29 protein-coding genes and 1 pseudogene are annotated in these 22,472 nt (G+C 34.4%); all 30 read left to right on the plus strand.

What is annotated here, in order from left to right:
- Positions 1–3: 3 nt before the first annotated feature.
- Positions 4–690: a hypothetical protein gene (locus HW278_RS01950; protein WP_157466243.1), complete on the plus strand. Its 687-nt coding sequence runs from the start codon at positions 4–6 to the stop codon at positions 688–690.
- Between the two features lie 75 nt (positions 691–765).
- Positions 766–1,134, plus strand: coding sequence for an Imm40 family immunity protein (gene imm40 / locus HW278_RS01955; protein WP_053580822.1), 369 nt, complete (start codon positions 766–768; stop codon positions 1,132–1,134).
- A 21-nt stretch (positions 1,135–1,155) separates the two neighbouring features.
- On the plus strand, positions 1,156–1,401 hold the full coding sequence (locus HW278_RS01960; RefSeq protein WP_053580821.1) for a hypothetical protein: 246 nt from the start codon (positions 1,156–1,158) through the stop codon (positions 1,399–1,401).
- Between the two features lie 27 nt (positions 1,402–1,428).
- Positions 1,429–2,319, plus strand: a complete 891-nt coding sequence (gene imm40 / locus HW278_RS01965) for an Imm40 family immunity protein (protein ID WP_255493689.1) — start codon at positions 1,429–1,431, stop codon at positions 2,317–2,319.
- A gap of 114 nt (positions 2,320–2,433) precedes the next feature.
- Positions 2,434–2,838 (plus strand): hypothetical protein, encoded by a 405-nt coding sequence (locus HW278_RS01970; RefSeq protein WP_255493690.1) that lies wholly within the window; start codon positions 2,434–2,436, stop codon positions 2,836–2,838.
- 7 nt (positions 2,839–2,845) lie between these two features.
- Positions 2,846–3,211: an Imm40 family immunity protein gene (imm40, locus tag HW278_RS01975; protein WP_178976774.1), complete on the plus strand. Its 366-nt coding sequence runs from the start codon at positions 2,846–2,848 to the stop codon at positions 3,209–3,211.
- A gap of 15 nt (positions 3,212–3,226) precedes the next feature.
- A pseudogene (locus HW278_RS12335) lies at positions 3,227–4,780 on the plus strand (RHS repeat domain-containing protein); the annotation flags it as partial.
- Positions 4,777–5,214, plus strand: coding sequence for a DUF5958 family protein (locus HW278_RS01985; protein ID WP_178976775.1), 438 nt, complete (start codon positions 4,777–4,779; stop codon positions 5,212–5,214). The pseudogene HW278_RS12335 and the gene HW278_RS01985, both read left to right, overlap by 4 nt.
- A gap of 7 nt (positions 5,215–5,221) precedes the next feature.
- Positions 5,222–5,479: a hypothetical protein gene (locus HW278_RS01990; RefSeq protein ID WP_178976776.1), complete on the plus strand. Its 258-nt coding sequence runs from the start codon at positions 5,222–5,224 to the stop codon at positions 5,477–5,479.
- Between the two features lie 196 nt (positions 5,480–5,675).
- Positions 5,676–6,260 (plus strand): hypothetical protein, encoded by a 585-nt coding sequence (locus HW278_RS01995; protein WP_178976777.1) that lies wholly within the window; start codon positions 5,676–5,678, stop codon positions 6,258–6,260.
- Positions 6,261–6,263: 3 nt separating this feature from the next.
- The gene (locus HW278_RS02000; RefSeq protein ID WP_178976778.1) at positions 6,264–6,551 is read left to right on the plus strand and encodes a hypothetical protein; all 288 of its coding nucleotides are present in this window, start codon (positions 6,264–6,266) and stop codon (positions 6,549–6,551) included.
- A gap of 9 nt (positions 6,552–6,560) precedes the next feature.
- Complete coding sequence (locus HW278_RS02005; protein ID WP_178976779.1) at positions 6,561–7,094, plus strand: O-acetyl-ADP-ribose deacetylase; 534 nt, start codon at positions 6,561–6,563, stop codon at positions 7,092–7,094.
- 16 nt (positions 7,095–7,110) lie between these two features.
- A complete protein-coding gene (locus tag HW278_RS12340) occupies positions 7,111–7,509 on the plus strand; it encodes a hypothetical protein (protein WP_255493692.1) in 399 nt (132 codons plus the stop codon).
- A 77-nt stretch (positions 7,510–7,586) separates the two neighbouring features.
- Positions 7,587–10,388 (plus strand): RHS repeat domain-containing protein, encoded by a 2,802-nt coding sequence (locus tag HW278_RS02015; RefSeq protein WP_255493693.1) that lies wholly within the window; start codon positions 7,587–7,589, stop codon positions 10,386–10,388.
- 10 nt (positions 10,389–10,398) lie between these two features.
- Entirely contained in the window at positions 10,399–10,986 is a 588-nt protein-coding gene (locus HW278_RS02020) for a hypothetical protein (RefSeq protein ID WP_178957578.1), read from the plus strand.
- Positions 10,983–11,558 carry a hypothetical protein gene (locus tag HW278_RS02025; protein ID WP_178957579.1) on the plus strand — a complete coding sequence of 192 codons (576 nt, stop codon included), beginning with the start codon at positions 10,983–10,985 and terminating at the stop codon, positions 11,556–11,558. The genes HW278_RS02020 and HW278_RS02025 overlap by 4 nt, the downstream gene beginning before the upstream one ends.
- Positions 11,559–11,637: 79 nt before the next feature.
- Positions 11,638–12,207 carry a hypothetical protein gene (locus tag HW278_RS02030; RefSeq protein ID WP_178957580.1) on the plus strand — a complete coding sequence of 190 codons (570 nt, stop codon included), beginning with the start codon at positions 11,638–11,640 and terminating at the stop codon, positions 12,205–12,207.
- 256 nt (positions 12,208–12,463) lie between these two features.
- Complete coding sequence (locus HW278_RS12345; RefSeq protein ID WP_255493694.1) at positions 12,464–13,735, plus strand: RHS repeat domain-containing protein; 1,272 nt, start codon at positions 12,464–12,466, stop codon at positions 13,733–13,735.
- A gap of 11 nt (positions 13,736–13,746) precedes the next feature.
- Positions 13,747–14,217, plus strand: coding sequence for a hypothetical protein (locus HW278_RS02040; RefSeq protein WP_053580816.1), 471 nt, complete (start codon positions 13,747–13,749; stop codon positions 14,215–14,217).
- Positions 14,218–14,270: 53 nt separating this feature from the next.
- Positions 14,271–15,278, plus strand: a complete 1,008-nt coding sequence (locus tag HW278_RS02045) for an RHS repeat-associated core domain-containing protein (RefSeq protein ID WP_178976780.1) — start codon at positions 14,271–14,273, stop codon at positions 15,276–15,278.
- A gap of 4 nt (positions 15,279–15,282) precedes the next feature.
- Positions 15,283–15,531: a GTP-binding protein EngB gene (locus HW278_RS02050; RefSeq protein ID WP_178976781.1), complete on the plus strand. Its 249-nt coding sequence runs from the start codon at positions 15,283–15,285 to the stop codon at positions 15,529–15,531.
- Positions 15,532–15,904: 373 nt separating this feature from the next.
- Positions 15,905–17,065: an RHS repeat domain-containing protein gene (locus HW278_RS02055; RefSeq protein WP_410493732.1), complete on the plus strand. Its 1,161-nt coding sequence runs from the start codon at positions 15,905–15,907 to the stop codon at positions 17,063–17,065.
- Positions 17,066–17,073: 8 nt separating this feature from the next.
- Positions 17,074–17,574: a hypothetical protein gene (locus HW278_RS02060; RefSeq protein ID WP_178976772.1), complete on the plus strand. Its 501-nt coding sequence runs from the start codon at positions 17,074–17,076 to the stop codon at positions 17,572–17,574.
- Between the two features lies 1 nt (position 17,575).
- Positions 17,576–18,031, plus strand: a complete 456-nt coding sequence (locus HW278_RS02065; protein ID WP_178976773.1) for a hypothetical protein — start codon at positions 17,576–17,578, stop codon at positions 18,029–18,031.
- Between the two features lie 297 nt (positions 18,032–18,328).
- Positions 18,329–19,666, plus strand: a complete 1,338-nt coding sequence (locus tag HW278_RS12350) for an RHS repeat domain-containing protein (RefSeq protein WP_255493695.1) — start codon at positions 18,329–18,331, stop codon at positions 19,664–19,666.
- A gap of 8 nt (positions 19,667–19,674) precedes the next feature.
- The gene (locus tag HW278_RS02075; protein ID WP_178976782.1) at positions 19,675–20,004 is read left to right on the plus strand and encodes a hypothetical protein; all 330 of its coding nucleotides are present in this window, start codon (positions 19,675–19,677) and stop codon (positions 20,002–20,004) included.
- A gap of 90 nt (positions 20,005–20,094) precedes the next feature.
- Positions 20,095–20,502: an RHS repeat domain-containing protein gene (locus HW278_RS12355; protein ID WP_255493697.1), complete on the plus strand. Its 408-nt coding sequence runs from the start codon at positions 20,095–20,097 to the stop codon at positions 20,500–20,502.
- A gap of 42 nt (positions 20,503–20,544) precedes the next feature.
- A complete protein-coding gene (locus tag HW278_RS02085; RefSeq protein WP_255493698.1) occupies positions 20,545–21,543 on the plus strand; it encodes a polymorphic toxin type 23 domain-containing protein in 999 nt (332 codons plus the stop codon).
- On the plus strand, positions 21,537–22,202 hold the full coding sequence (locus HW278_RS02090; RefSeq protein ID WP_178976783.1) for a hypothetical protein: 666 nt from the start codon (positions 21,537–21,539) through the stop codon (positions 22,200–22,202). The genes HW278_RS02085 and HW278_RS02090 overlap by 7 nt, the downstream gene beginning before the upstream one ends.
- Before the next feature lie 9 nt (positions 22,203–22,211).
- Positions 22,212–22,469, plus strand: a complete 258-nt coding sequence (locus HW278_RS02095; protein WP_255493699.1) for an RHS repeat domain-containing protein — start codon at positions 22,212–22,214, stop codon at positions 22,467–22,469.
- The last annotated feature ends 3 nt before the right edge of the window (positions 22,470–22,472 follow it).

A 22,472-nucleotide genomic window follows, 5' to 3' on the forward strand; every position in this document is an offset into this window, starting at 1 on the left:
AATATGAAAATAAACAAAGAACTCAAGCAAGAAATTAACAAAGAATGGCAAAGTGCTTTCCCCCAGCTAGGAAGATATGCCCAAAATAAACTTTATAAAGTTTTAGGGACTCTTGTTATTGGTATAGAATTGATAAAAGTTCCTTTTATGGAACAATATAGACCTCTTTTTGTTATCTATACTCTGTTTGATAAAGATTTAAACACAAACCTCTCTGAAGAAATATTATTACAAGAGTTTCATAATAAGAAAGGACTTCAGTGTGATATACCTTATCTAAAACACAATGAGTATTTTAAAGAAGCAGTAAGTTGTATTGATAAACAACTTCCAATTTCTTTAGAAGTAGACATACAAATTGATAAAATAAATGTTCTTTTAGAAAGTTATATTAGAAAAGCCCCTTTTAATGGAGGAGCTACTAACTCTTTCAGTTATGCAAAATATCAAGAAATTAAAATGAAAATAGCCTTATATGTGAATAAAGAAAGAGCTCAACAAGTATTTAGAGATATTTATAATGTAAAATGGGATAATAAATCTTTTGAAGAATCTAATTGTTTTATAAATAGTTGGTTAGTCTCTTTGCAAGAAGTGATAGATAGTAGAGATACTTTTCTAAGACAAATTGAAATCAACAAACAAAGTAAAAAGATTTTAAAATTACCTTATTCAGAGATTGTTTTATAGCTATAAAAAGAATTTGGAAAATATTTGTGAAGACTTTAAATTACCGTTAGATAATGTGATAATAATAGTTTTGTTATGAAATTAACAGATAAATTAATAGCACTACTAAAAAAAGGAGCTCCTGTATATGGAACAATACAAAAATCTTTTTCAAAGAATGATGCCTTAGAGATTTTAGAAGAGTGTCTAAAGAGTAGAATTGCTGTTTTGGGAGGAGATGTAGTCAATATTAATAATAATGGCTATTTTGAATATAATTATGATAATTGGAGTTATAATAGAAAGAAAGGAGAAAGCGAGGTAGATTATGTATTAAGAAGTATAGAAAAAGCCATTAAATATATATCTAATTATAAACTAAATAATGTTTATTTTTGTATCTCATTTGATATAAAAGACAGTAATACAAATAAATATTTCTTTTTTAAGGATATAACTTTATAATTAGAAAAAATATAACCCAATATGATAACATCAGGAAAAAATAGAATAGCCTTAGAGGCATTACACCAACTTATAATACGTGTAAAAATTAGAACAGGGTATAAAGAACCTTATGAAGAAACTTTTAACCTTTTAGATGAGATTGAATACCTTCCTGTCTTGATGTTAGATGAAAAAGACAGAACTCAAGAGTTTGAAGAATATTTGAAAGAAATATGTGAAAAATATAGTTTTATGCCTATATGGTATAGATATCAAAAAGGATAGCATACACTGTTTTTCTAAGATAACATTATGGAGATAACAAGAGGTATCAGTATATTTAACTGCAATAGTAATGAAGAGCACGATAGGATAGTCTATCAGTTAAGAGAAGAGGATAAGAATATAATTTTTTTCAATGTAGGCACGCCCTTTTCCATAAGGACATATGATTATTTTAAGAAGAAAAAATTAAAGACTAACAATTGTTTTTTAGCTTTTATCTATAAGATTTTTTATAGATTTATTCCTGATGTTAAAACGGTAAAGGAACTTGATAATTATTCTGATGGTCCTAACCGATATTTTATGGTTGTAAAAGATTTGATAAGTAATAAAAATAAAAAGTATGTTTTAGGATTAACGGCTCTTAGTTATGGTACAATAGATGAAATAGTGAGCTATCTTATAAAAAACAAAGCAGAGTATAAAGTGCTATTAATCAATATAGAGTATTCTTTAAAAGAAACCGTTTATTATCCTAATGTAACTGTTGAACAAGCACTGTCTATTTCCAAAAATAATCTTATCACAAGAGGAAAAGAAATACAAAGACAAAAAAAAAGAATTGTTGAACTAACAAATGAATTAAATGATATATTGAGCAAAGGAACTCTTGTGTATGGCACAACAGAAAAAGCTTTTTCAAAAGAAGAAACTTTAGACATTTTAAATAGATGTTTAAGATTGAAGATTACAGTTCTTGGAGGTGCAGTAGTTGAATACAAAGACGGGTATTTTGAGCATAATTATGATAGTTGGAACTGTAAAAAGAAAAAGAGAGAAGCTATTATTGATTATACTTTAAGAAGCATACAGACAGCTTTTAAGTACGTCTCCGAGTACAAAAAAAATGATGCTTATTTTGTTCTTAATGTAAAAGATGATAATTTCATCAATAAATATCTTTTTTTCGATGATTAACTTTGTAACCTACCGCTAACTAAGCAGTCGAGACATATTCTTAGGAATGTATTGATAAGTGGCACTAGTAATGCAGCTTCTGGTTTTGTTGTCTCAGGAGGAGCTTCTTATATAATGAATGGAGATGTAGATCAAGCTTTTAAAGATGGCTTAAGAGGGAGTGGATATGGTTTAACTTTAGGAACTATTTCTGGATTTGTGCAAGGATTTCAATATGCAAGAGGATATGATGTAAATCCCTGGACAGGGAAGAGAAATGACTTTTTTGAGGGGACTTGGTACTCTAATAAAGTATTAGGACAGATGTCTAATACTTCTGATGCTTTTCATAGTTTTCCTGAGAATATAAAAGCCTTTCAAATGGACGGGGTTGTAACTCCTCTAAAAGGGAATGATGGAATTATAAGACCAATACTAAAAATTCCAGGAAGCTATAGAGGAAGAGAAGGATATTTTGAATTTATAAGAGAACGTGATGGAATGATTAATCATAGATTATTCCGCCAAATTAAGAATTAATAAACAAATGAATTTAACTGATAAATTAATCACAGTACTAAAAAGAGGAACTCCTGTATACGGAACAATACAAAAATCTTTTTCGAAAAAAGACGCCTTAGAGATTTTAGAAGAATGCCTAAAACTAAAAATTACAGTTTTTGGAGGAGATGTAGTAGAGTATAAAAATAATTATTTTGAACATAATTATGACAATTGGAGCTGCGAAAGAAAAAAAAATGAGTCTGATGCTGATTATGCTTTGAGAAGTGCTAAAAGAGCTATTAAATACATTTTAGAGTACAAAAAGGATAATGCTTATTTTATTCTTGTACTTAATGTAAGAGATGAAAATATTAAACAACATCTTTTTTTTAATGAGATGATTTTGTAACCTACCACTAACTAAGCGGGCGAGATATATTTAGAAAAACACTCTTTGCCTATTGTAAGGTATAACGCTTTTAAAGCTCCGGAGCAGATATACGTAAAGGACAAAGAGCGAATAAGCTATGAATACGATGCTTTTGAAAGTAGAGCGACGATGTACTACGGAGGTACAGCCCCTGAAAAGCAAAAACGCCGTTATGTTAAACACTACAGCCACGACGGCACTTTTGAGATAAAACACGACCGCACTACGGGGCAAACACAATTTTATATTTACTTAGGCGGAGATGCCTATAGCGCTCCAGCAGTGCTCTCAGTTACTGATGACAGTGAAAAATACCTATATTTACACCGCGATTATTTGGGTAGTATCACCCTTATCACCGATAACACAGGTAATGCCATAGAGAGACGACACTTTGATGCTTGGGGCAATATCACGAACTATTGGAATGCCGAAGGGAAGACTACTATACCAGCGGAGGGCATATTGTTAGACAGAGGCTATACAGGGCACGAACATTTATTGAGTGTAGGACTTATCCATATGAATGCTCGTTTGTACGACCCTGTACTACACCGCTTCTTACAGCCCGATAACTACGTACAAGACCCGTTTGATACGCAGAATTTTAATAGATACGGTTATGTGCTTAACAATCCATTGTTATACACAGACCCTACGGGAGAGTATGGAGAAGAAGGGCTAACACCTAATCAACAAAGAGGTTTAGCAGGACTTATAGCAAGTATTGGTTATACAGTAAAAGAAAATTGGGGAGATATAAAAGATTGGGTAGGGCGTAATGCAAGAAGTACAGGCAAATGGTTTGAAAAACAAGGAAGAAGTGTAGGAGAATGGTTTTCAAAGCAATATAATTCTGTAAAAGGCTGGTTTGAAGGAGATGGCTCACCGAGAGAGGGAAAAACGGAATATCTAACAGCAGAAGAAGCTTACAAAAATCAAGTATGGCAGATACGTCCACCTACTCAACATTATTTCTTAGGGATGAATATGACAGCAATGTCAGAGGGGAATTTTCTTGAGAAGGTGATTTATGGAGTGATTAATGACCTTTATACCCCTGTGCAAATGCTTATGGGGCGCAGTGTAAATTGTGAATTTGCTAATATGAGGAACCTTAACGGAACTTCTAAAACAACCGAAGAAGCAACAATAGGTTTGGTAAGTAGTGCCTTTTTAGTTTATGATATAGCTTTAAGAAGTGTTATAACGGGGTTGGAGATGACGAGTAATGCAGTTAGAGCAAGTTCAGTTTCTGCAGAAACTACGGGTAATTTATTGTCACACGGAGATTATTTGCGCATTCAAAATGCAGCAACGAGGATTAGAAAACCTATAACAGTTGTAGGGAGCAGAGCGAGTGGCAAAGCAGGAGCTTATTCGGATTGGGATTATGTTATAGAAGGTCTCAACAGAAAGAGTTGGAGTAAAATAAAAAACTCTCTACCAGGCTCTCGTTCCTTATTAGATAATACTCCAAGAAATATAGATATCTTCAAAGGGTCTGTTGATACTAGTAAACCTTATATAACAATATATCCACGATGAAAATTGAAATAGAAATATTAATTAATAAATACGGACAAGGATTAATACCTTTGAGTGTTTTGCAAGAAGAATTTGATGCTTATTCATTGTATCAAAAAAGAAGTTTTTTACAAGAAATGAGTTTTTTAATTATTCAATCAAAACCTAAAGAAGAAGATGTAGACTTAGCTATTAAGAAAGAAAAGCTAAAAAGTGGTTATACGCCCTGTGTATTATTAAAAAAAGGAATAAGTTCTTATAATTTAGAAAGAGTGATTAACCTTCCCGAAAATGAAATGATAAAGACTTTTATTCTATTTATGAGTATATTCAAAATAGCTTATAGTAGAAGGTTTAAAGAAGAGATGAATAACATAAATAAATGGTGGTATTGGGATTTGTCTGATAATGGCAATGTAGAGAGAATATTAGAAGGCTTTCATAATTCAAATTAAAATATTTATGGAAAATATTTTTGAACACATAAATGATATTTTATCTGACTGGGTTCCTATTAATGTAGGAGGAAATTTAGCAAAAGATAAATATCAAAAATATATTCCTACTATAGTAAAAAGACTGAAAAACAAGAATGATTTGATATCTTACTTAGAGCATATTTTAACAGATGAATTGGATACAGGATATGATAAAAATAATGATAAACATAAACAGGAACTTGATAGAATAATACAAGAGATGTTGAGTTCTCAAAAATAGTTTTACCTACAAATGGTTTGAAAAACAAGGAAGAAGTGTAGGGGAATGGTTCTCAAAGCAATATAATTCTGTAAAAGGCTGGTTTGAAGGAGATGGCTCACCGAGAGAGGGAAAAACGGAATATCTAACAACAGAAGAAGCTTACAAAAATCAAGTATGGCAGATACGTCCACCTACCCAACATTATTTCTTAGGGATGAATATGACAGCAATGTCAGAGGGGAATTATCTTGAGAAGGTGATTTATGGAGTGATTAATGATCTTTATACACCGGTACAATTTCTTATGGGGCGCAGTGTAAATTGTGAATTTGCCAATATGAGGAACCTTAACGGGACTTCTAAGACAACCCAAGAAGCAGCTATAGGTTTTGCAAGTAGTGCCTTTTTAGTTTTTGATATAGCGTATAGAGGAATTGTGACAGGGTTGGAGATGACAAGAGCAGCTATTCCTATGGCTACAGAAATGACAACCGTTGGGCGCTGGATGTCAAGAGCAGAATATGATATAATGCTCAAAACAGGACGTGTTGTTGAAGGAGCAGGTGGGCAAACTTTTGTAGCTACGGGTGGTTCAGGAGCTTTTAATGCCGCACCGAAAGGGTCTGTTTATGTAGAATTTCAAGTTCCTACTAATAGTCTTTTACAAGGAGGAAAATCAAATTGGTTTAAACTGATTGGCCCCAATGCAAGTAAAAGTCAGAGGTTTTTGTTAGAAAAACAAGGAGGGCAAATATTACCTGAGGCTAAAAATATAACCCCTGTCTTAAAAGTAAAATAAATAATGAAAAATCAAAAAAAAATAGAATGGTTTAAAAAGAATATTGCCACATATCTTTCAGGTTATGATATTACTTATAGGCTGTATGAAGAAGGGGATTTTGGGGCTTTAAATCAAGTAGTTTTAGAATCATCAACAAAAGGAGGAGTAATTGATTTTTGGGAGAAAGAATGGTTAGGAGTTCTTTTAGTAGATTATAAAACAGAAGATGTTATACTAAATATTCTTTTAGACTCCAATGAAAAAGATAAGCAAAATGAAGTATTAGCTTCTTTGTTAAAACTATTATAATTTGTAAATATGATTCCAATTGAGGTTATAAAAGGAGATATCACAAAAATTAGGGTAGAGGCTATTGTAAATGCTGCAAATACATCTTTACTTGGAGGAAGTGGCGTTGATGGAGCAATACATAGAGCAGGAGGCAAATCATTAACGCAAGAGTGTGAAAAGATAAGGGACAAGCAAGGAGGTTGTAAAATCACAGAAGCAGTTTTAACAACTGCAGGAAACCTTCCTGCTAAATGTGTGATTCATACAGTTGGTCCTGTTTGGAAAGGAGGAAACAATGAGGAAGAGAAGTTGTTGTCTCTTACCTACAAAAATTGTCTCAAGCTAGCTTCAGAAAATGGTATTAAGAGTGTATCTTTTCCGAATATTAGCACAGGAAGGTATAAATTTCCTAAAGAGAAAGCGGCTCAAATAGCCATAAAGTCAGTGTTAGAATTTCTTGAGAAAGATAGCATTATTGAACAAGTATTTTTTGTTTGTTTTGATGAAGAGAATTATAAGACCTATGTGGATACCCTATCACCAAATAATGGACAATGGTAATTAATAATTATGGCAAATGATGGACGTTTTTTATTATTATATTTTTCTTTTTTATGCAAAGGTTCTCCCTGATGATTACCCACATTCAAACACTGTTTGGGCATTAGGAGCTATATCTGCTTTTATAGTCAACTTTTCACTTGATATGGGACTGGCATTTTTTTTCGGTTATACTTTAAGTACTTTTGAAATGGTAAGTATAACAGCACTTCTGATGCTTTTGTTTTACTTTAAGTATTACAAAAGTGGTAAGGGAAAAAGAATTGTTGAAAAAGAAAAACCTAAGTTTTTTGGTAGTAAAACAGCTTCCATAATACTAACTATTCTATTTTTTTTGATAAGTATGTTTTTCTTATTTTTTAGTGCGGATATAGTAAGGGAAATATTAGAAAAAGGGAGAGTTGTAGCTAATTAGATGGAGGTATTTTTAAGATCATTACAGAAAACGAAGAAGGTGCTTACAGTGCAGAGAGCTATAACACTTTAGGCTGGTTGTTAGAAAAAGAAAGCAACGATGCTTTTAACAACCACTATGCAGTTAGCTACGAGTACGACGGTATAGGGCAACAAGTAGCTGTAAGCACACCTCACCCCACAAGAGGTGCTTCTCAAAAGGTGAAGAGGACAGAATACGATGTGTATGGGCGACCTACCACTATCACCAGTCCCGAAGGTAAAATAACCCGTTTTACCTACGACAAACTCAAAACAACCGCTGATGACGGACAGCAACAAATTGTAAGCACTCGCGATGCCCAAGGTAACATTGTAGAACACCAAGACACGGGTGGTACTGTGCGCTATACCTACTTTGCCAATGGTAGCCTGAAAACAGCCGACTATGGAGGTGCCATACAAAAGATAACCCAAGACGGCTGGGGACGCAAAACGAGCCTCACAGACCCCTCAGCAGGGCGCTACACCTATCAATACGATACGTGGGGCAACCTCACCGAAGAGACTACCCCTAAGGGTAAGACCACCTTTAGCTATGGGCAAGGCACCGACCGCCTCACCGAAAAACATATTACGGGCGATTATACCGATATGCACATACGCTATACTTATAACGCCGACAAACTGCTCACCCAAATAGACAACCAAAATAAAGACGGCAATAACGACAGTTACCGCTATGAGTATAATGGACTCAAACAATTGGTTCAAACTACCGAAACCAACCCGCAAGCGGTATTTACTAAAAACTATACTTATGATGCCTTTGGACGTGTGCAACAAGAGACTACTACCGCCCAAACGGCAGGCAAGCGTGTGAGCAGTGCCGTGCAATACCGCTACGAGAATGGGGAACTCATAGAAATGAAAACACCGAGCGGAGCGACCCTTTGGAAACTGAGCGCAAGTAACGAATACGGACAACCGCTGAGCCTTTACAAAGGAAAGACCCAAGAGAATTTGCAGTACAACAGTCATTTCCCTAAAACACAAACTGTACAACGAGAAGATACTCTACTAAATGTATTGCAATACGATTTCAACCCACAACGAGGACTGCTGAATCATCGCACTTATAGTTTTTATAACCAAAAAGAAGAATTTGCGTATGACACCACCGACCGCCTCACCCGCTGGGGCAATGCCACCCACCAATACGACGAACGGGGTCGCATTACCGAAAACAGTGCCATAGGTACCTATGAATACACGCGTAATGGCTACCAACAGCAAAAACTTACCACCAACGAAGCAGGCGAGACATATTTAGAAAAACACCCTTTGCCCGTTATAAGGTATAACGCTTTCAAAGTTCCTGAGCAGATATATGTAAAGGATAAAGAGCGAATAAGCTATGAATACAACGCCTTTGGCGAACGTTCACACTGCTATTACGGCAATGCCGAAGTAGAGAAAGCCAAACGCCCACTGCTTAAACACTACAGCCACGACGGTAGTGTAGAGATAGTATGTAACAAAACCGATAACAGCACCAAGTTTGTGTTTTACTTAGGCGGTGACGCCTATAGTGCCCCTGCGATACTCATTTCGGACGGTGAGACACAAAAGCTCTATTACCTACATAGAGATTACTTAGGCTCTATAGTAATGCTCACCGATGAGGACGGCAATATCGCTGAAAGAAGACACTTTGACCCTTGGGGACAACCCATAAAAGTGGAAGACGGCGCAGGCAATACCTTAGACAAACTCACCCTATTAGACCGAGGCTTTACAGGACACGAACACCTGCAAACGGTAGGGCTTATACATATGAACGGACGGTTGTACGACCCTGCGCCACACCGCTTCTTACAACCCGACAACTTTGTACAAGACCCTTTTAACACCCAAAACTTTAATAGGTATGGCTATTGTTTGAACAACCCGCTGGTGTATGTAGATGAGAATGGGGAGTTTTGGCATTTAATAATAGGAGCTATTGTAGGAGGAGTGATAAATTGGATCTCAAATGGTGCACGTCTTGATGCTAAAGGACTTGGCTATTTTGCAGTAGGAGCTGTGGCAGGGGCTGTGGGGGCTGGTATAGGTTCTGGAGTGAGTGCTTCATTGGCTGGAGGTACGTTTGCAGGAGGGTTTATGAGTACCTCAGTGGCGGTTTCTTCGAGTTTTATAAATGGTGCTGCTATAGGGGCAGCCTCTGGCTTAGGTGCTGGATTTGTAGGAGGATTTGGTAATGGATTAGTAGGAGGACAAAATATCGGACAAGCCTTAGGTAGTGGTATAACTAATGGATTGATAGGAATGGCAATGGGAGGTGTTATAGGAGGTCTCTCAGGAGGTATAGATGCCGCTATTGACGGAAGACGTTTTTGGGATGGAGCTACACTTTTAGATGAAAAATACTTAGCAAACCAACAGTTACCTTTAGTAAAACAACAAGGAAAGTACAACTGTGCACCTGCTACCGGAGAATCTACAACAGGTATATCACAAACAAGATATCGTAATATTCTACACGGAGATCCTGATATAAATCCTGTAAATCTTAATAGTTTTAATGATGCAATTAAAAATGTAACAGGTAGAAATGTTATCCGTTTTAATAATTTTTTACCTAAAGATAAACTTGGTGCAGAATACGTAGCTGGAATGATGAATAGAGGTAGTCATTTTTATTTAATATCTAAAAGTGCAGAGGAAGGTATTACTCACGCAACAGCATTAAATAGCGTGTTACTTAGAACTTACCAAAGAATATCCGGAAGTCTTTATTATAAAGTGATTTATCAAGTTATGGATCCTGCTATTGGAGCTTATAGGACTGTTGGAACTAATTCTATGCAATATATATTTAGAATACAACCCAGACCTTAATCTTGTTATTATGAAAAAAACATTTTTAATAGTACTTTTCTGTGTTTTTTATACTATAGAAGGGCAAGCGCAAAGAATCCTTTCAGATCTTAAAAGATATGATTTAAAAGAAGTAGAACTAAGAGCTATAAGAAGAGCAAAACAGAAATTGCGATTACCTAAAGAGCTTTCAGTAGGTACAATTCATTATTTTGTAGTTACTTTTTCTGAACATATGAGAAAAGGGAATCCTTGTTCAAGTAATGAATTGCTTAAATACCTAAAATTAGAAACTAATCCTATCGGTTTTGTCTATAACAGAAATAATTATGTGATATTAGCAAAAACAACCTATAGAGGAAATGTTTTTAAAGAATACAGTCCTGATTATTTTAAAGAGTATTTATATATAAAGTTTTTTACTGAATTTAAACCTCAATACATATTTTTAAACTTAGACAGTCGTACAAAAAACACAATGTATCTTTGTTATAAAGACAATGAAATATTTATAGTGTATTTATCAGATAATAATGAAAAGATAATTTGTACGCCACTATCTGATATAGAAGATTGTGATTGGTTAAACGCATCAGAAGGGTTATTTGATAAATTATGAAAAAGATTTTTTTTATAATATTATTGTTTTGTTATACTGTTGAAGGAATATCACAAAATATTCTTTCAAAAGTTGCAAAGTATGATCTAAAGAAAATAGAGCAAAAAGCTATAGAATCATCTAAAAAGAAGTTAGGAATATCTAAAGGAACAACAATCGGGGCATTAGCTTACTTTATAGTGTTTTTTCAATATCAGACAGAAAAAAATAAAGAATGTTCAAGTACTGATTTATTAGAATACCTTTCACTGAGTAGAAATAAACCTTTCAAGTGTTACATCTATGATGAGGAAAATTGTATTTTAGCAACTACAGAAAAAGATAGAGTGCTGAAAAACTTCAATTCTGTATATTATAAAGAATATTTGTATATTGACTTTTTCACTTATTTAAAACCTGAATACATTTTCTATAATATAGATAGCCCTACTATCAATCCAATGTATTTTTGTTATAAGGATAGTGAAATAATTGTAATATATTTGTCTGATGATAATGAAAAATTAATATCTACTCCTTTATCAGAAATAAAAGATTGTAGTTGGTTAAATAGTTCAGAAAAGTTTAAATGATAATATGCATTACAGAGGTATAATTTTTATAATAATTATTTATTCTCAAGGTTTTTTGTACTCTCAAGATACTATCAATATGATTGATAGGTTACATATCAAAAATGAGTTTAAAGAGTTAGAGGATAGAATAGAGTATCTTGTGAGAAAAGCTAAGATAGTAAATGAAACAGAAGAAATTAAACAGTTCCACATATTTCTTTCTAATAATACTTTATTTGGCATACCTAATTACAAAGCAGATAAAGAGGAATATTTGAATGGTTCTTTTTTGCAATTTTTGAAACCAAATTATTATGATATTAAACTTCAAGGACTTTTTAAGAAAAATAAAAAATATTTACAAACCTATGCTTATATTACTGATAGTAAAGGTGAATTGATTGCAACAGGAGATGCAAGATTTGTTTCAAACTCAAGAGCATATAAATCACATCCTCGAGAAATTGAATTTGCAAAGCTTCTTTTTGATAAGAAGTTTGATTTTATGTTTTCTATGGGAATATTAAGTCATTATATTTGTATTAAGGACAATAATTTATATGTGATTAGTAATTTTTGGAATGGGATAGAAATGTATGGATGGGAAAAATTTGTAAATTGCTGTTTTGATAAGATAGTACCTTCTTGGTTTATAGAAAAGAAGTAAAATTAAGTACAACGTCTTTGGCGAGCGTTCGCACTGCTATTATGGCAATACTGAAGTAGAAAAAGCCAAACGCCCACTGCTTAAACACTACAGCCACGACGGTAGTGTAGAGATAGTATGTAACAAAACCGATAACAGCACCAAGTTTATACTTTACTTAGGAGGTGACGCGTATAGTGCCCCTGCGATACTCATTTCGGACGGTGAGACACAAAAGCTCTATTACTTACATAGAGATTACTTAGGCTCTATAGTAATGCTTACTGATGAAGAGGGTAACATCGCTGAAAGACGCCATTTTGACCCTTGGGGACACCCCATAAAAGTGGAAGACGGAGCGGGAAAAGTGTTACAAGGTTTAACTTTATTAGATAGAGGCTTTACGGGACACGAGCACCTGCAAACGGTAGGCTTGGTACATATGAACGGACGGTTATACGACCCAGCGCTACACCGTTTCTTACAACCCGACAATTATGTACAAGACCCTTTTAACACGCAGAACTTTAATAGGTATGGGTACTGCTTGAATAACCCGCTGGTGTATGTGGACGAGAATGGGGAGTTCTTTCATTTAATAATAGGAGCTGTTGTAGGAGGAATACTAAATTGGGCTTTCAATGGTGCACGTCTTGATGCTAAAGGACTTGGCTATTTCGCAGTAGGAGCCGTGGCAGGGGCTGTGGGGGCTGGTATAGGTTCTGGAGTGAGTGCTTCATTGGCTGGAGGTACGTTTGCAGGAGGGTTTATGTCAGGAACAGCTGTATCTTCGAGTCTTTTTAGTAGTTTTGCTTCTGGCTTCTCTGCTGGTTTTTCAAGTGGCTTTATAAGTGGAGCAGGAAACTCTTGGATCAATGGGAACTCTTTTTTACAAGGAATTTATTCAGGTGTTAATATGGGAACCACAAGTGGATTTATAGGGGGTGCTATAAATGTCTCATTTAGTGGAATAAGAAATCTTAGACAACTTAGAGCTTTTAGGAAAGGAAATTCTCTATTAGGTATAAATGATAGTAATGAGGCTGTTCCTATGACTGATGATTTTATAAAAAGAGCACAAGAAGCTTGGTATCCAGATGCTCCAACAAATAACCTTCTCAATCATAGTGTTGAAAATGTTCCTACGAAATATATAAATCTGATGAATAAAAATGGCGCAGCAGCGGTAACTATTCCTCAATACTCAAATGGTATCATTACTGGAAATGCTTCTATTTATTATAATACCGGTGGGCAAGCGTTTTCTAGTGCAAAACAACTCTTTTATTGTATGGGACACGAGTTAGTTCATCTATCTCAGTATACTGCATTAGCAGGACAATCTGCAGGAATTGTGACTAAAAATTTTATGGATTTATTAGAATATCATGCTTATAGTTTTGAATTTAGTTTAGGAAGTGGTAATGCAGGAGGATTTAATCAACAAGCCATACGTGAATTATATAGAGAATTTCCAAATTTCTTTAATTCTCTAGGATATATGAGATTTCCTTGGACATTCAATACTAAATTTAGATACCCTTTTTAATCTTTTAAGATATGAAAAAAAAATTACTTATATATATTTTTTTATATTCTACACTAATTTATTCTCAGAAAGATGAGATTCAAATATTAAAAGTTATATTTGAAGAGATAAAATACAATCCTGACAAAGAGTTTCTCCAATGTGAAAAAGAGAAAATATTTTTCTTACGGAAAGATTATGAAAATGAAGTTAATATTCCATTGAATATTTTAGATGAATTCGAAAAAGTAGCAAAAGAAATAGATGAAAAATACTTAGGAAAATGGTGCCTACCTTGTAAATCGCAATTAAAATGGAAAAAAAAACAAAAAAAGGCTTTGGTAAGTATATCTCAACCTATTTTTGATGCAAAAAACAATTATTGTATTGTTTCTGTGATTATCGCAAGAAAAATAGGTAGCGCATCAGGTATGACATATATATTAAAAAGAGTAGAAAATAAATGGAATATTATAGAATATTTAGAACTTTGGATTACATAAAATATTTTTTGAATATATAGTTCAAGCACCTGCAAACGATAGGACTTATACATATGAACGGACGGTTATACGACCCAGCGCTACACCGTTTCTTACAACCCGATAACTACGTACAAGACCCTTTTAACACTCAGAATTTTAATAGGTATGGATATGTGCTTAACAATCCATTGTTATACACAGACCCTACGGGAGAGTATATTCTTGTAGATGATATAGTAGCTGCGGTTTTCGGAGGTATAATTAATTTGACTGTAAATGCAATACAAGGAAATTTAGGAGGACACGGTTTTTGGGGAGGAGTTGGCAGAGGATTTGCAGCTTTTGGAGCAGGAGCACTAGCAGGTTGGGGTGCTTTATACCCAGAGTTTGGAGGATGGCTTTGGGGAGGAGGTGTAGTTGGAGCTACTAATGCTTGGTTAGGAGGAGCTACTAAGGCAGAAGATATAGCATTAGGAGCAGGAATTGGTGTTGTGTCAAGTGTTGTGGGAGGAGCAGTTGGACATGTTAGTTCTAAATATATTGGAGGAATATTGATTAATGGGATGAAAGTCAGTAGTCCTATATTACAAGGCACTATAAAAGGGGTAATAGGGGGAAGTGTAGGAGGTTATACAGCTGGTCTTTCAGCAGGATTAATATTAACAGGAGATTGGGAGGTGGCTCATGAATATGGATGGAAAGGAGCTCTAACAGGAGCTCCTATAGGAGCTATTAGTGGAGGTGTATCAGCATATAGATATAGTATTAGGAATAATATTGATCCTTGGAATGGACAAGAGCATTTGTACGAAATATCAGATGGAGTTAGAAGAGCAAAAGCAGCTCAAATGTTAGGGAAAGAAACTATTAATGTAATGGACAACTCTGGAAAAACTTTTGAGGTTCCTATTAAAAACTTAAGATCCCCATATAAAAAATTTATAGATATTAGTACGATGGAGAACTTGCAAAGGTTTAATAATGTTTATGAATTAACAAAAATAAAAGAATTACTTCCAATTTATGTTAACAAAGGCAATAGAGGAATACCTATAAACGAGATTTATTTTAAAAAATAGTAAAATGGTACAACGAGAAAAAACACAAAAAGCTATTTTAGCTATACATAATCTTATTATTCGTGCAAGAATGTTAGTTTTTGATTTTTCTAAAGAGCAAATGTTTGAATTATTAGATGAAATAGAATACTTACCTGCATTAATTCTAATTGAAGAAGATGAAACAATTTTATTTGAAAATTACTTAAAAAGTGTTTGTGAAAAATATAAATTTACAGATATTTTAAGAAGATATTATGCCTCTAACGGATAAATTTAGGGAGGTATAAAGAGAGAATTATAAGTTGTTTAGTGAAAAGAACTTTCTTAGCTTGGAGGAATTAGTAAGAAAAATAGAAAAACATAAGAAATTTCTTACTTGGGTAGATCTGAGTCTATACTTTTCTTTAGAAAAAGAGACAATTATTTTAGTAAAACTTATATTTACAAAAAGAAGATTTATATTTTGGCATAAATTTAGTCCTGAACTTAATTTTCATTGTGGAATAAGATTATCTACAGAATATACACCAGAGACTAATCAAAAAATAGATGCAAATTGGCATTTACAAAAATTCTTGTGCTCTAAATAGAAAATAGATGGCAATATAGCCGAGCGCAGACATTTTGACCCTTGGGGACAACCCATAAAAGTAGAAGACGGCGCAAGCAATACCTTAGACAAACTCACCCTATTAGACCGTGGTTTTACAGGGCACGAGCACCTGCAAACGGTAGGCTTTATACATATGAACGGACGGTTGTATGACCCTGCGCTACACCGTTTCTTACAACCCGATAACTTTGTACAAGATCTTTTTAACACTCAGAATTTTAATAGGTATGGATATGTGCTTAACAATCCATTGTTATACACAGACCCTACGGGAGAGTATATTCTTGTAGATGATATAGTAGCTGCGGTTTTCGGAGGTATAATTAATTTGACTGTAAATGCAATACAAGGAAATTTAGGAGGACACGGTTTTTGGGGAGGAGTTGGCAGAGGATTTGCAGCTTTTGGAGCAGGAGCACTAGCAGGTTGGGGTGCTTTATACCCAGAGTTTCGAGGATGGCTTTGGGGAGGAGGTGCAGTTGGAGCTACTAATGCTTGGTTAGGAGGAGCTACTAAGGCAGAAGATATAGCATTAGGAGCAGGAATTGGTGTTGTGTCAAGTGTTGTGGGAGGAGCTGCAAGTAGTTTAGCAAATAAAGGAGTTAATCTTATGATTAATGGCCTAAAAGTTACAAGTCCTATTGTAAAAGGAGTGGTAAATGGATTAATAAGAGGATTTGCTGGAGGATATGCTAGTGGATTTGTTGTAGGCTATATGGGAACAGGTAATCTAAATTATGCCCATCATTCTGGTATGTTTGGAGCTAAGATAGGAGCTCCTTTGGGTATTATATCAGGTGTTTCATCTTCTCTTAGATACTCATCAAGAAATAATTTAAATCCTTGGACAGGAGAAAGAATTATTTCAGAAGGAGAGATAGTTGTGAGACATCATACAAGCTCAGAAGGACTTTATTCTATAAAAAAGAATGAATTTATAACTCCTTCAAGAGTTTCGGATTATAACTTTATAGGGACAGATTTTGAGGCAACTCCCAATTTTAAAGGGATTCAGAACTTTGGACAAGCAGGGAAAGGAGCTTTTATAGAGTTAGTACTTCCTAAGAATATACTAGTACCTAGTCCTTCTCCAACCCAACCATATTATTTTAGAGTAAATACAGGATTTGATAATAATTTTATTATTAAGCCTAGTTATAAACCACAATACTATTATAATATAAAGTTTTAATACGTGGTATGACAAAAGAAGAACTAAAGTTTTTAGTGGTAATATTTAGGCAAATATACCTCTCTATACTCAGATGTAATGAAGTTGAGAAAGAAGCATACTTTGCTTTTTTTGAAAAAAGAATGAGATACTACTTATATACCAAACGTTTGTTGAATAGAAAAATGCACAGAGAAGGGATGAGAGTGTCTCTTTGGGGAACAACAACTGTCCATTTGGAGTATATTGCTATGTATGAAATACTTAGTAAATTTATACTTTTCGTAAGAGAAAAATCTTTTCCCGCTTTTGAATTGAGAGATGAGATATTTAGGTTTACAGCTGATATATATAGTTATTTAGAATCAAAAGTTTCTTTTAGAGATCAAAAAAAATATGCTTATGTAGAACATTACAACCAAAATGATTTAAATGGACAGCTTTTTGATACTATTGATGAAGTACTCGATAAATTAGGTTGTGAGCATATAATAAGAGACATTCACAATACAACTCAACTAATAAACTGAAATGACAAAAGATTTTTTAAAATACTTAACAGTTATTTTTGCATATCTACATTTTTCAAGAGTAAAGAGTAGAGAAGTTATAAAATATTGTACTTTTGCTGAAAGTACCTTAAAACAGTGGGTAATAGACTTAAAAGCTAAAAAGTATCATTTAAAATTGAGTAAATTACAATGTATAGCTATTTATTTAATTCTCAGCAAGTATATAATGATTACAAACCAAGAACAAAAAGTTTCTCCAGAAGAAATAGGAGAACTAAATGTAGAAATTATGCAAGTATACAATCTTTTAGTTAAAAAATTACCTTTTTATTGTAGAAGTCAATTCTCATCGCTAAAAAGTAAAAGAAACGAATTAGAGGACGTTTCTATTGAAGAAATATTTGATAGAGTGAAAGAAAAGAGTGTTTTTAAGTTTCATGAATTTTACCTAAAACACAGTGCAATGGGGGTGTAGATACATCTCTAACACAGCTACCAACAACAAAAGCTCACTACTAATGAAGCAGGTGAGACGTATTTAGAAAAATACCCACTACCTACTGTAAGGTATAACGCTTTTAAAGCCCCAGAGCAGATATATGTAAAGGATAAAGAGCGAATAAGCTATGAATACAACGCCTTTGGTGAGCGTTCACACTGTTATTATGGCAATGTCGAAGTAGAAAAAGCCAAACACCCACTGCTTAAACACTACAGCCACGACGGTAGTGTAGAGATAGTATGTAATAAAACCGATAACAGCACCAAGTTTGTGTTTTACTTAGGAGGTGATGCCTATAGTGCTCCTGCGATACTCATTTCGGACGGTGAGACACAAAAGCTCTATTACCTACACCGCGACTATCTCGGAAGCATTGTAATGCTCACCGATGAAGACGGCAATATAGCCGAAAGAAGGCACTTTGACCCTTGGGGACAAGTACTAAAAGTAGAAGACGGTGCAGGCAATACCTTAGACAAACTCACTCTGTTAGATAGAGGCTTTACAGGGCACGAACACCTGCAAACCGTAGGACTTATCAATATGAATGCTCGCTTGTACGACCCAGCGCTACACCGTTTCTTACAACCTGATAACTATGTACAAGACCCTTTTAACACCCAAAACTTTAACAGGTATGGGTACTGCTTGAATAACCCATTAGTGTATGTGGATGAGAATGGAGAGTTTGTATGGTGGATCATTGGAGCAGCAGCAATAATAGGAGCCTATACTGGAGGAACAATAGCTAATAATGGAGAAGCTAATCCTATAAAATGGAATTATTCTGATAATTGGGGATATATATTAGGAGGTGCAGCTATAGGTGCTTTAAGTGCTTATGTGGGAGGTTCTGTAGCCTCTGCTATAGGATTAGGCTCTTTATCTTCTAATGGTGCATTATTAGGAGCTTCAATAGGAGGTGGTATTTCAGGGGCTGGATTTTCAGCAATGGGAGGAAATAATATTTTTAAAGGTTTTTTGAATGGAATGGTAAGTGGATTTGTTGGAGGAGCAATAGGATCTTATATTGGAGGATTTGGAGGCGCTTTTATGGGAGGTATGAGTGGTAGTTTTACAAACTCACTCCTATATGGAGAAAATTTTGAAAATGCACTCTATTCAGGTATTATGGGAGGAATTATATCTTATGGATTATATAATATTCAAATGAGAAACTCTTATAATCAATATAAAAAGGGGGGAGGAGAATGGAGTTATAAACAATATAGGAAAATTAGTGTTGCTTCTCAACGTTCTTTCGCAAGAGAAAAAGAATTTGGAGGTTGGATTGCTAATGATGATGTATTAATAGACTCTCCATTAGGAAGAGGAAAAGATTTTCATACTCCATCAACTAAGCCTAATAGTGCAATAGGAAGATTTCACACTCATCCAAATAGTGTAAAAACTGGTTATTTAGAATCTCATAGTTCAAGTGATTTTGCAGTGGCTAGTGTACAAAATGTGAACTCTTATGTAATAGGGAGGGAAAATATTTTCGTTTTTGAGATGTGGAAATCTCGACTTGGAATATATACCTCTATAAATACAGGACTTCCTATATTTAGATATCCTTTTTATAATACTCTTTGGTTATCAAAATAATAAATAATATGAACAAGCTATTTTTAATATTACTTTCTTTTTTCTATCTTTGTGTAGGTGCGCAAAGTAAAGACACAATTTATACTCAAAATGCAGGAGAAATCGCTATATTAGGTAAGAGAGTTGCTTATGTTTATAAAGGAGAACAAATTTCAGAGGATAAAGTAGAAGAATTAAAACAAAGAGAAACATTTTTCTATCCTTTGCGTTTTATATTGATAGCAACTAATCTCGAAAGGCGTAAAAAGTATGATTATGTTTTCTATGTATACAATACACATCAAGTACGGGTACCAAATGATGAAAGAAAAAAAGAAATGTTAAGAATAATAAAATAATAAAATTTATTTTCTTTTGAATATAACGCCTTTGGCGAGCGTTCACACTGTTATTATGGCAATGCCGAAGTAGAGAAAACTAAACGCCCAATGCTTAAACACTACAGCCACGATGGTAGTGTAGAGATAGTATGTAATAAAACCGATAACAGCACCAAGTTTGTATTTTACTTAGGAGGTGATGCCTATAGTGCCCCTGCGATACTCATTTCGGACGGTGAAGCGCAAAGACTCTATTACTTACATAGAGATTATTTGGGAAGTATTGTAATGCTCACCGATGAGGACGGCAACATTGCAGAAAGACGCCATTTTGACCCTTGGGGACAAGTACTAAAAGTAGAAGATGGTGCAGGTAATGCTTTAGACAAGCTCACCCTTTTAGATAGAGGCTTTACAGGGCACGAACACCTGCAAACCGTAGGACTTATACATATGAACGGACGGTTATACGACCCTGCGCTACACCGTTTCTTACAACCCGATAACTACGTATAAGACCCGTTTAATACTCAAAACTTTAATAGGTATGGGTACTGCTTGAATAATTCGCTACTCTATACTGACCAAAACGGGGAACTATTTCTACTAGATGATTTAATTGTTGGTGTAGCAGGATTTGCTTTTGGTTATGTTTATCACGGAATTACAACGGGAGATTGGGGTTGGAATGCCGTTGGATCAGGAGGACTAGGTGCTGGAACTGCCTTGTTAAGTTACTATACAATGGGAGGATTTAGTCTCGCAGCAGGTGGAAGTCTTTCTGGTGGATTATCTTTTGCAGGGAATTATATGTTATCCTCTACATTTAACAGTTTTATACCAAGTTTTAATATTCCTATATCCAATAATTTTTCTTTTTCAGCTTCTTTAGGATTAGGATTTGGTAGTGGAACATTAGGTTTGGGATTGAACACTTCTTTAAATTATACAAATGGTGATTTTTCGGCATCTTTAGGCTGGGGTATTGGAAGTGGAAGTGCAGGAGATTATTCTGGTTGGGGAGCAAGCGCAAGATATAAAGGCTGGGGCTTAGGTTACACTAGAACTAATTATTCAAGTGCTGACAATCAGGTGGTAGGAGGTGTCTCACTATATTTTAGAGATGTTTCTTTCCGTCTGGAAAATGACTTTTTTGGCGATGGACACGATCGTTTTCGTTCAAATGCTTTTGAACTGACTGTAGGTAACTTTACATTAGGTTCTAATTTATATAATAATGATGTAGGAGAAAAAGCAGAAATTGATTATAATGGAAAAATGCTTAATGGTAAACCTAATAGGCCTTATAAAGGGAAACCGATGGGAGCTTGGAAAGAAGGACAAACTTATTCAAGCCCTTTATGGATTGGTGTAAAAGGAGCTGGCTCTACGATTTATCGTTTTGGTTATAGCCACCCAATGGTACAAGATAGGACACAAAATGTAACTCATAAATTTGTGCCTTGGGCTAGAACTCAATTCTTTAATAGATATGATGAGTTTAAGAAAGGCTTTTATAATTACACTGGTTTTAACAATCCTTATTCATTATGGTAAAGATATTTAAAATATTAATTGCTTGCGTACTGCTTGTCTCTTGTGCCGATTATATTCCTAAGAGAGTAAGCAAGAACTTTTCCTATTGCTACGACCCTCATACGGATTATAGCAAAAATTCTGTTGTGAAATTCAATGGAATTTATAAGATTTGTTACTGCGATTCTATATCTATAGAATGCAATAAAAATTGCTCTTCTAAGTATATGAGATTTTTTCCTGATGGGATTTGTGCTACAAGTTGGAGAATGATTAGTAAGGCTAATTTTGAAAAGGAATTATTAGCAGATAATGATACTTTGTACTACTATACCTCAGAAGATTATGCTTATACTGTATCAAAAAATGTAAATGAATTTTATGGTCTTTATAAAATTTCAGGAGATACTATAAAAATGATGACAGTTAATGACCAAATATGGCCTAATCCTTATTGGTATCATTCTGAATATTGGTATATTATTTCAGGTGATACCTTAAAAACAATACTTGACAAAAGTTATACACACGATAATCCTACAAATAAAGTTGAGCCAATGGCTACTATTCATTTTATTGAAAAAAATGTAAGCGTTACACCAGATGTATGGCTTAAACGTAAAAAATGGTTTTGGTGTAATTCTCAAGAATATGAAAAATATATGAAGAAAAGGAAATAACAACTATATTTGCACCGCGACTATCTCGGAAGCATTGTAATGCTCACCGATGAAGAGGGTAACATTGCAGAAAGACGCCATTTTGACCCTTGGGGACAAGTACTAAAAGTAGAAGATGGCGCAGGTAATACCTTAGATAAACTCACCCTATTAGACCGTGGTTTTACAGGGCACGAGCACCTGCAAACGGTAGGCTTTATACATATGAACGGACGGTTGTACGACCCAGCACTACACCGTTTCTTACAACCCGATAACTACGTATAAGAC

This window comes from Capnocytophaga sp. oral taxon 902 (genome assembly GCF_013394735.1).
GTDB classification, from domain to species: Bacteria; Bacteroidota; Bacteroidia; order Flavobacteriales; family Flavobacteriaceae; genus Capnocytophaga; species Capnocytophaga ochracea.

Bases quoted from the DNA above. Each gene is read 5' to 3' on its own strand.
- HW278_RS01950 (WP_157466243.1), top strand. From the start codon at position 4: ATGAAAATAAACAAAGAACTCAAGCAAGAAATTAACAAAGAATGGCAA.
- imm40 (WP_053580822.1), top strand. From the start codon at position 766: ATGAAATTAACAGATAAATTAATAGCACTACTAAAAAAAGGAGCTCCT.
- HW278_RS01960 (WP_053580821.1), top strand. From the start codon at position 1,156: ATGATAACATCAGGAAAAAATAGAATAGCCTTAGAGGCATTACACCAA.
- imm40 (WP_255493689.1), top strand. From the start codon at position 1,429: ATGGAGATAACAAGAGGTATCAGTATATTTAACTGCAATAGTAATGAA.
- HW278_RS01970 (WP_255493690.1), top strand. From the start codon at position 2,434: ATGAATGGAGATGTAGATCAAGCTTTTAAAGATGGCTTAAGAGGGAGT.
- imm40 (WP_178976774.1), top strand. From the start codon at position 2,846: ATGAATTTAACTGATAAATTAATCACAGTACTAAAAAGAGGAACTCCT.
- HW278_RS01985 (WP_178976775.1), top strand. From the start codon at position 4,777: ATGAAAATTGAAATAGAAATATTAATTAATAAATACGGACAAGGATTA.
- HW278_RS01990 (WP_178976776.1), top strand. From the start codon at position 5,222: ATGGAAAATATTTTTGAACACATAAATGATATTTTATCTGACTGGGTT.
- HW278_RS01995 (WP_178976777.1), top strand. From the start codon at position 5,676: ATGAATATGACAGCAATGTCAGAGGGGAATTATCTTGAGAAGGTGATT.
- HW278_RS02000 (WP_178976778.1), top strand. From the start codon at position 6,264: ATGAAAAATCAAAAAAAAATAGAATGGTTTAAAAAGAATATTGCCACA.
- HW278_RS02005 (WP_178976779.1), top strand. From the start codon at position 6,561: ATGATTCCAATTGAGGTTATAAAAGGAGATATCACAAAAATTAGGGTA.
- HW278_RS12340 (WP_255493692.1), top strand. From the start codon at position 7,111: ATGATGGACGTTTTTTATTATTATATTTTTCTTTTTTATGCAAAGGTT.
- HW278_RS02020 (WP_178957578.1), top strand. From the start codon at position 10,399: ATGAAAAAAACATTTTTAATAGTACTTTTCTGTGTTTTTTATACTATA.
- HW278_RS02025 (WP_178957579.1), top strand. From the start codon at position 10,983: ATGAAAAAGATTTTTTTTATAATATTATTGTTTTGTTATACTGTTGAA.
- HW278_RS02030 (WP_178957580.1), top strand. From the start codon at position 11,638: ATGATTGATAGGTTACATATCAAAAATGAGTTTAAAGAGTTAGAGGAT.
- HW278_RS12345 (WP_255493694.1), top strand. From the start codon at position 12,464: ATGCTTACTGATGAAGAGGGTAACATCGCTGAAAGACGCCATTTTGAC.
- HW278_RS02040 (WP_053580816.1), top strand. From the start codon at position 13,747: ATGAAAAAAAAATTACTTATATATATTTTTTTATATTCTACACTAATT.
- HW278_RS02045 (WP_178976780.1), top strand. From the start codon at position 14,271: ATGAACGGACGGTTATACGACCCAGCGCTACACCGTTTCTTACAACCC.
- HW278_RS02050 (WP_178976781.1), top strand. From the start codon at position 15,283: ATGGTACAACGAGAAAAAACACAAAAAGCTATTTTAGCTATACATAAT.
- HW278_RS02060 (WP_178976772.1), top strand. From the start codon at position 17,074: ATGACAAAAGAAGAACTAAAGTTTTTAGTGGTAATATTTAGGCAAATA.
- HW278_RS02065 (WP_178976773.1), top strand. From the start codon at position 17,576: ATGACAAAAGATTTTTTAAAATACTTAACAGTTATTTTTGCATATCTA.
- HW278_RS02075 (WP_178976782.1), top strand. From the start codon at position 19,675: ATGAACAAGCTATTTTTAATATTACTTTCTTTTTTCTATCTTTGTGTA.
- HW278_RS12355 (WP_255493697.1), top strand. From the start codon at position 20,095: ATGCTTAAACACTACAGCCACGATGGTAGTGTAGAGATAGTATGTAAT.
- HW278_RS02090 (WP_178976783.1), top strand. From the start codon at position 21,537: ATGGTAAAGATATTTAAAATATTAATTGCTTGCGTACTGCTTGTCTCT.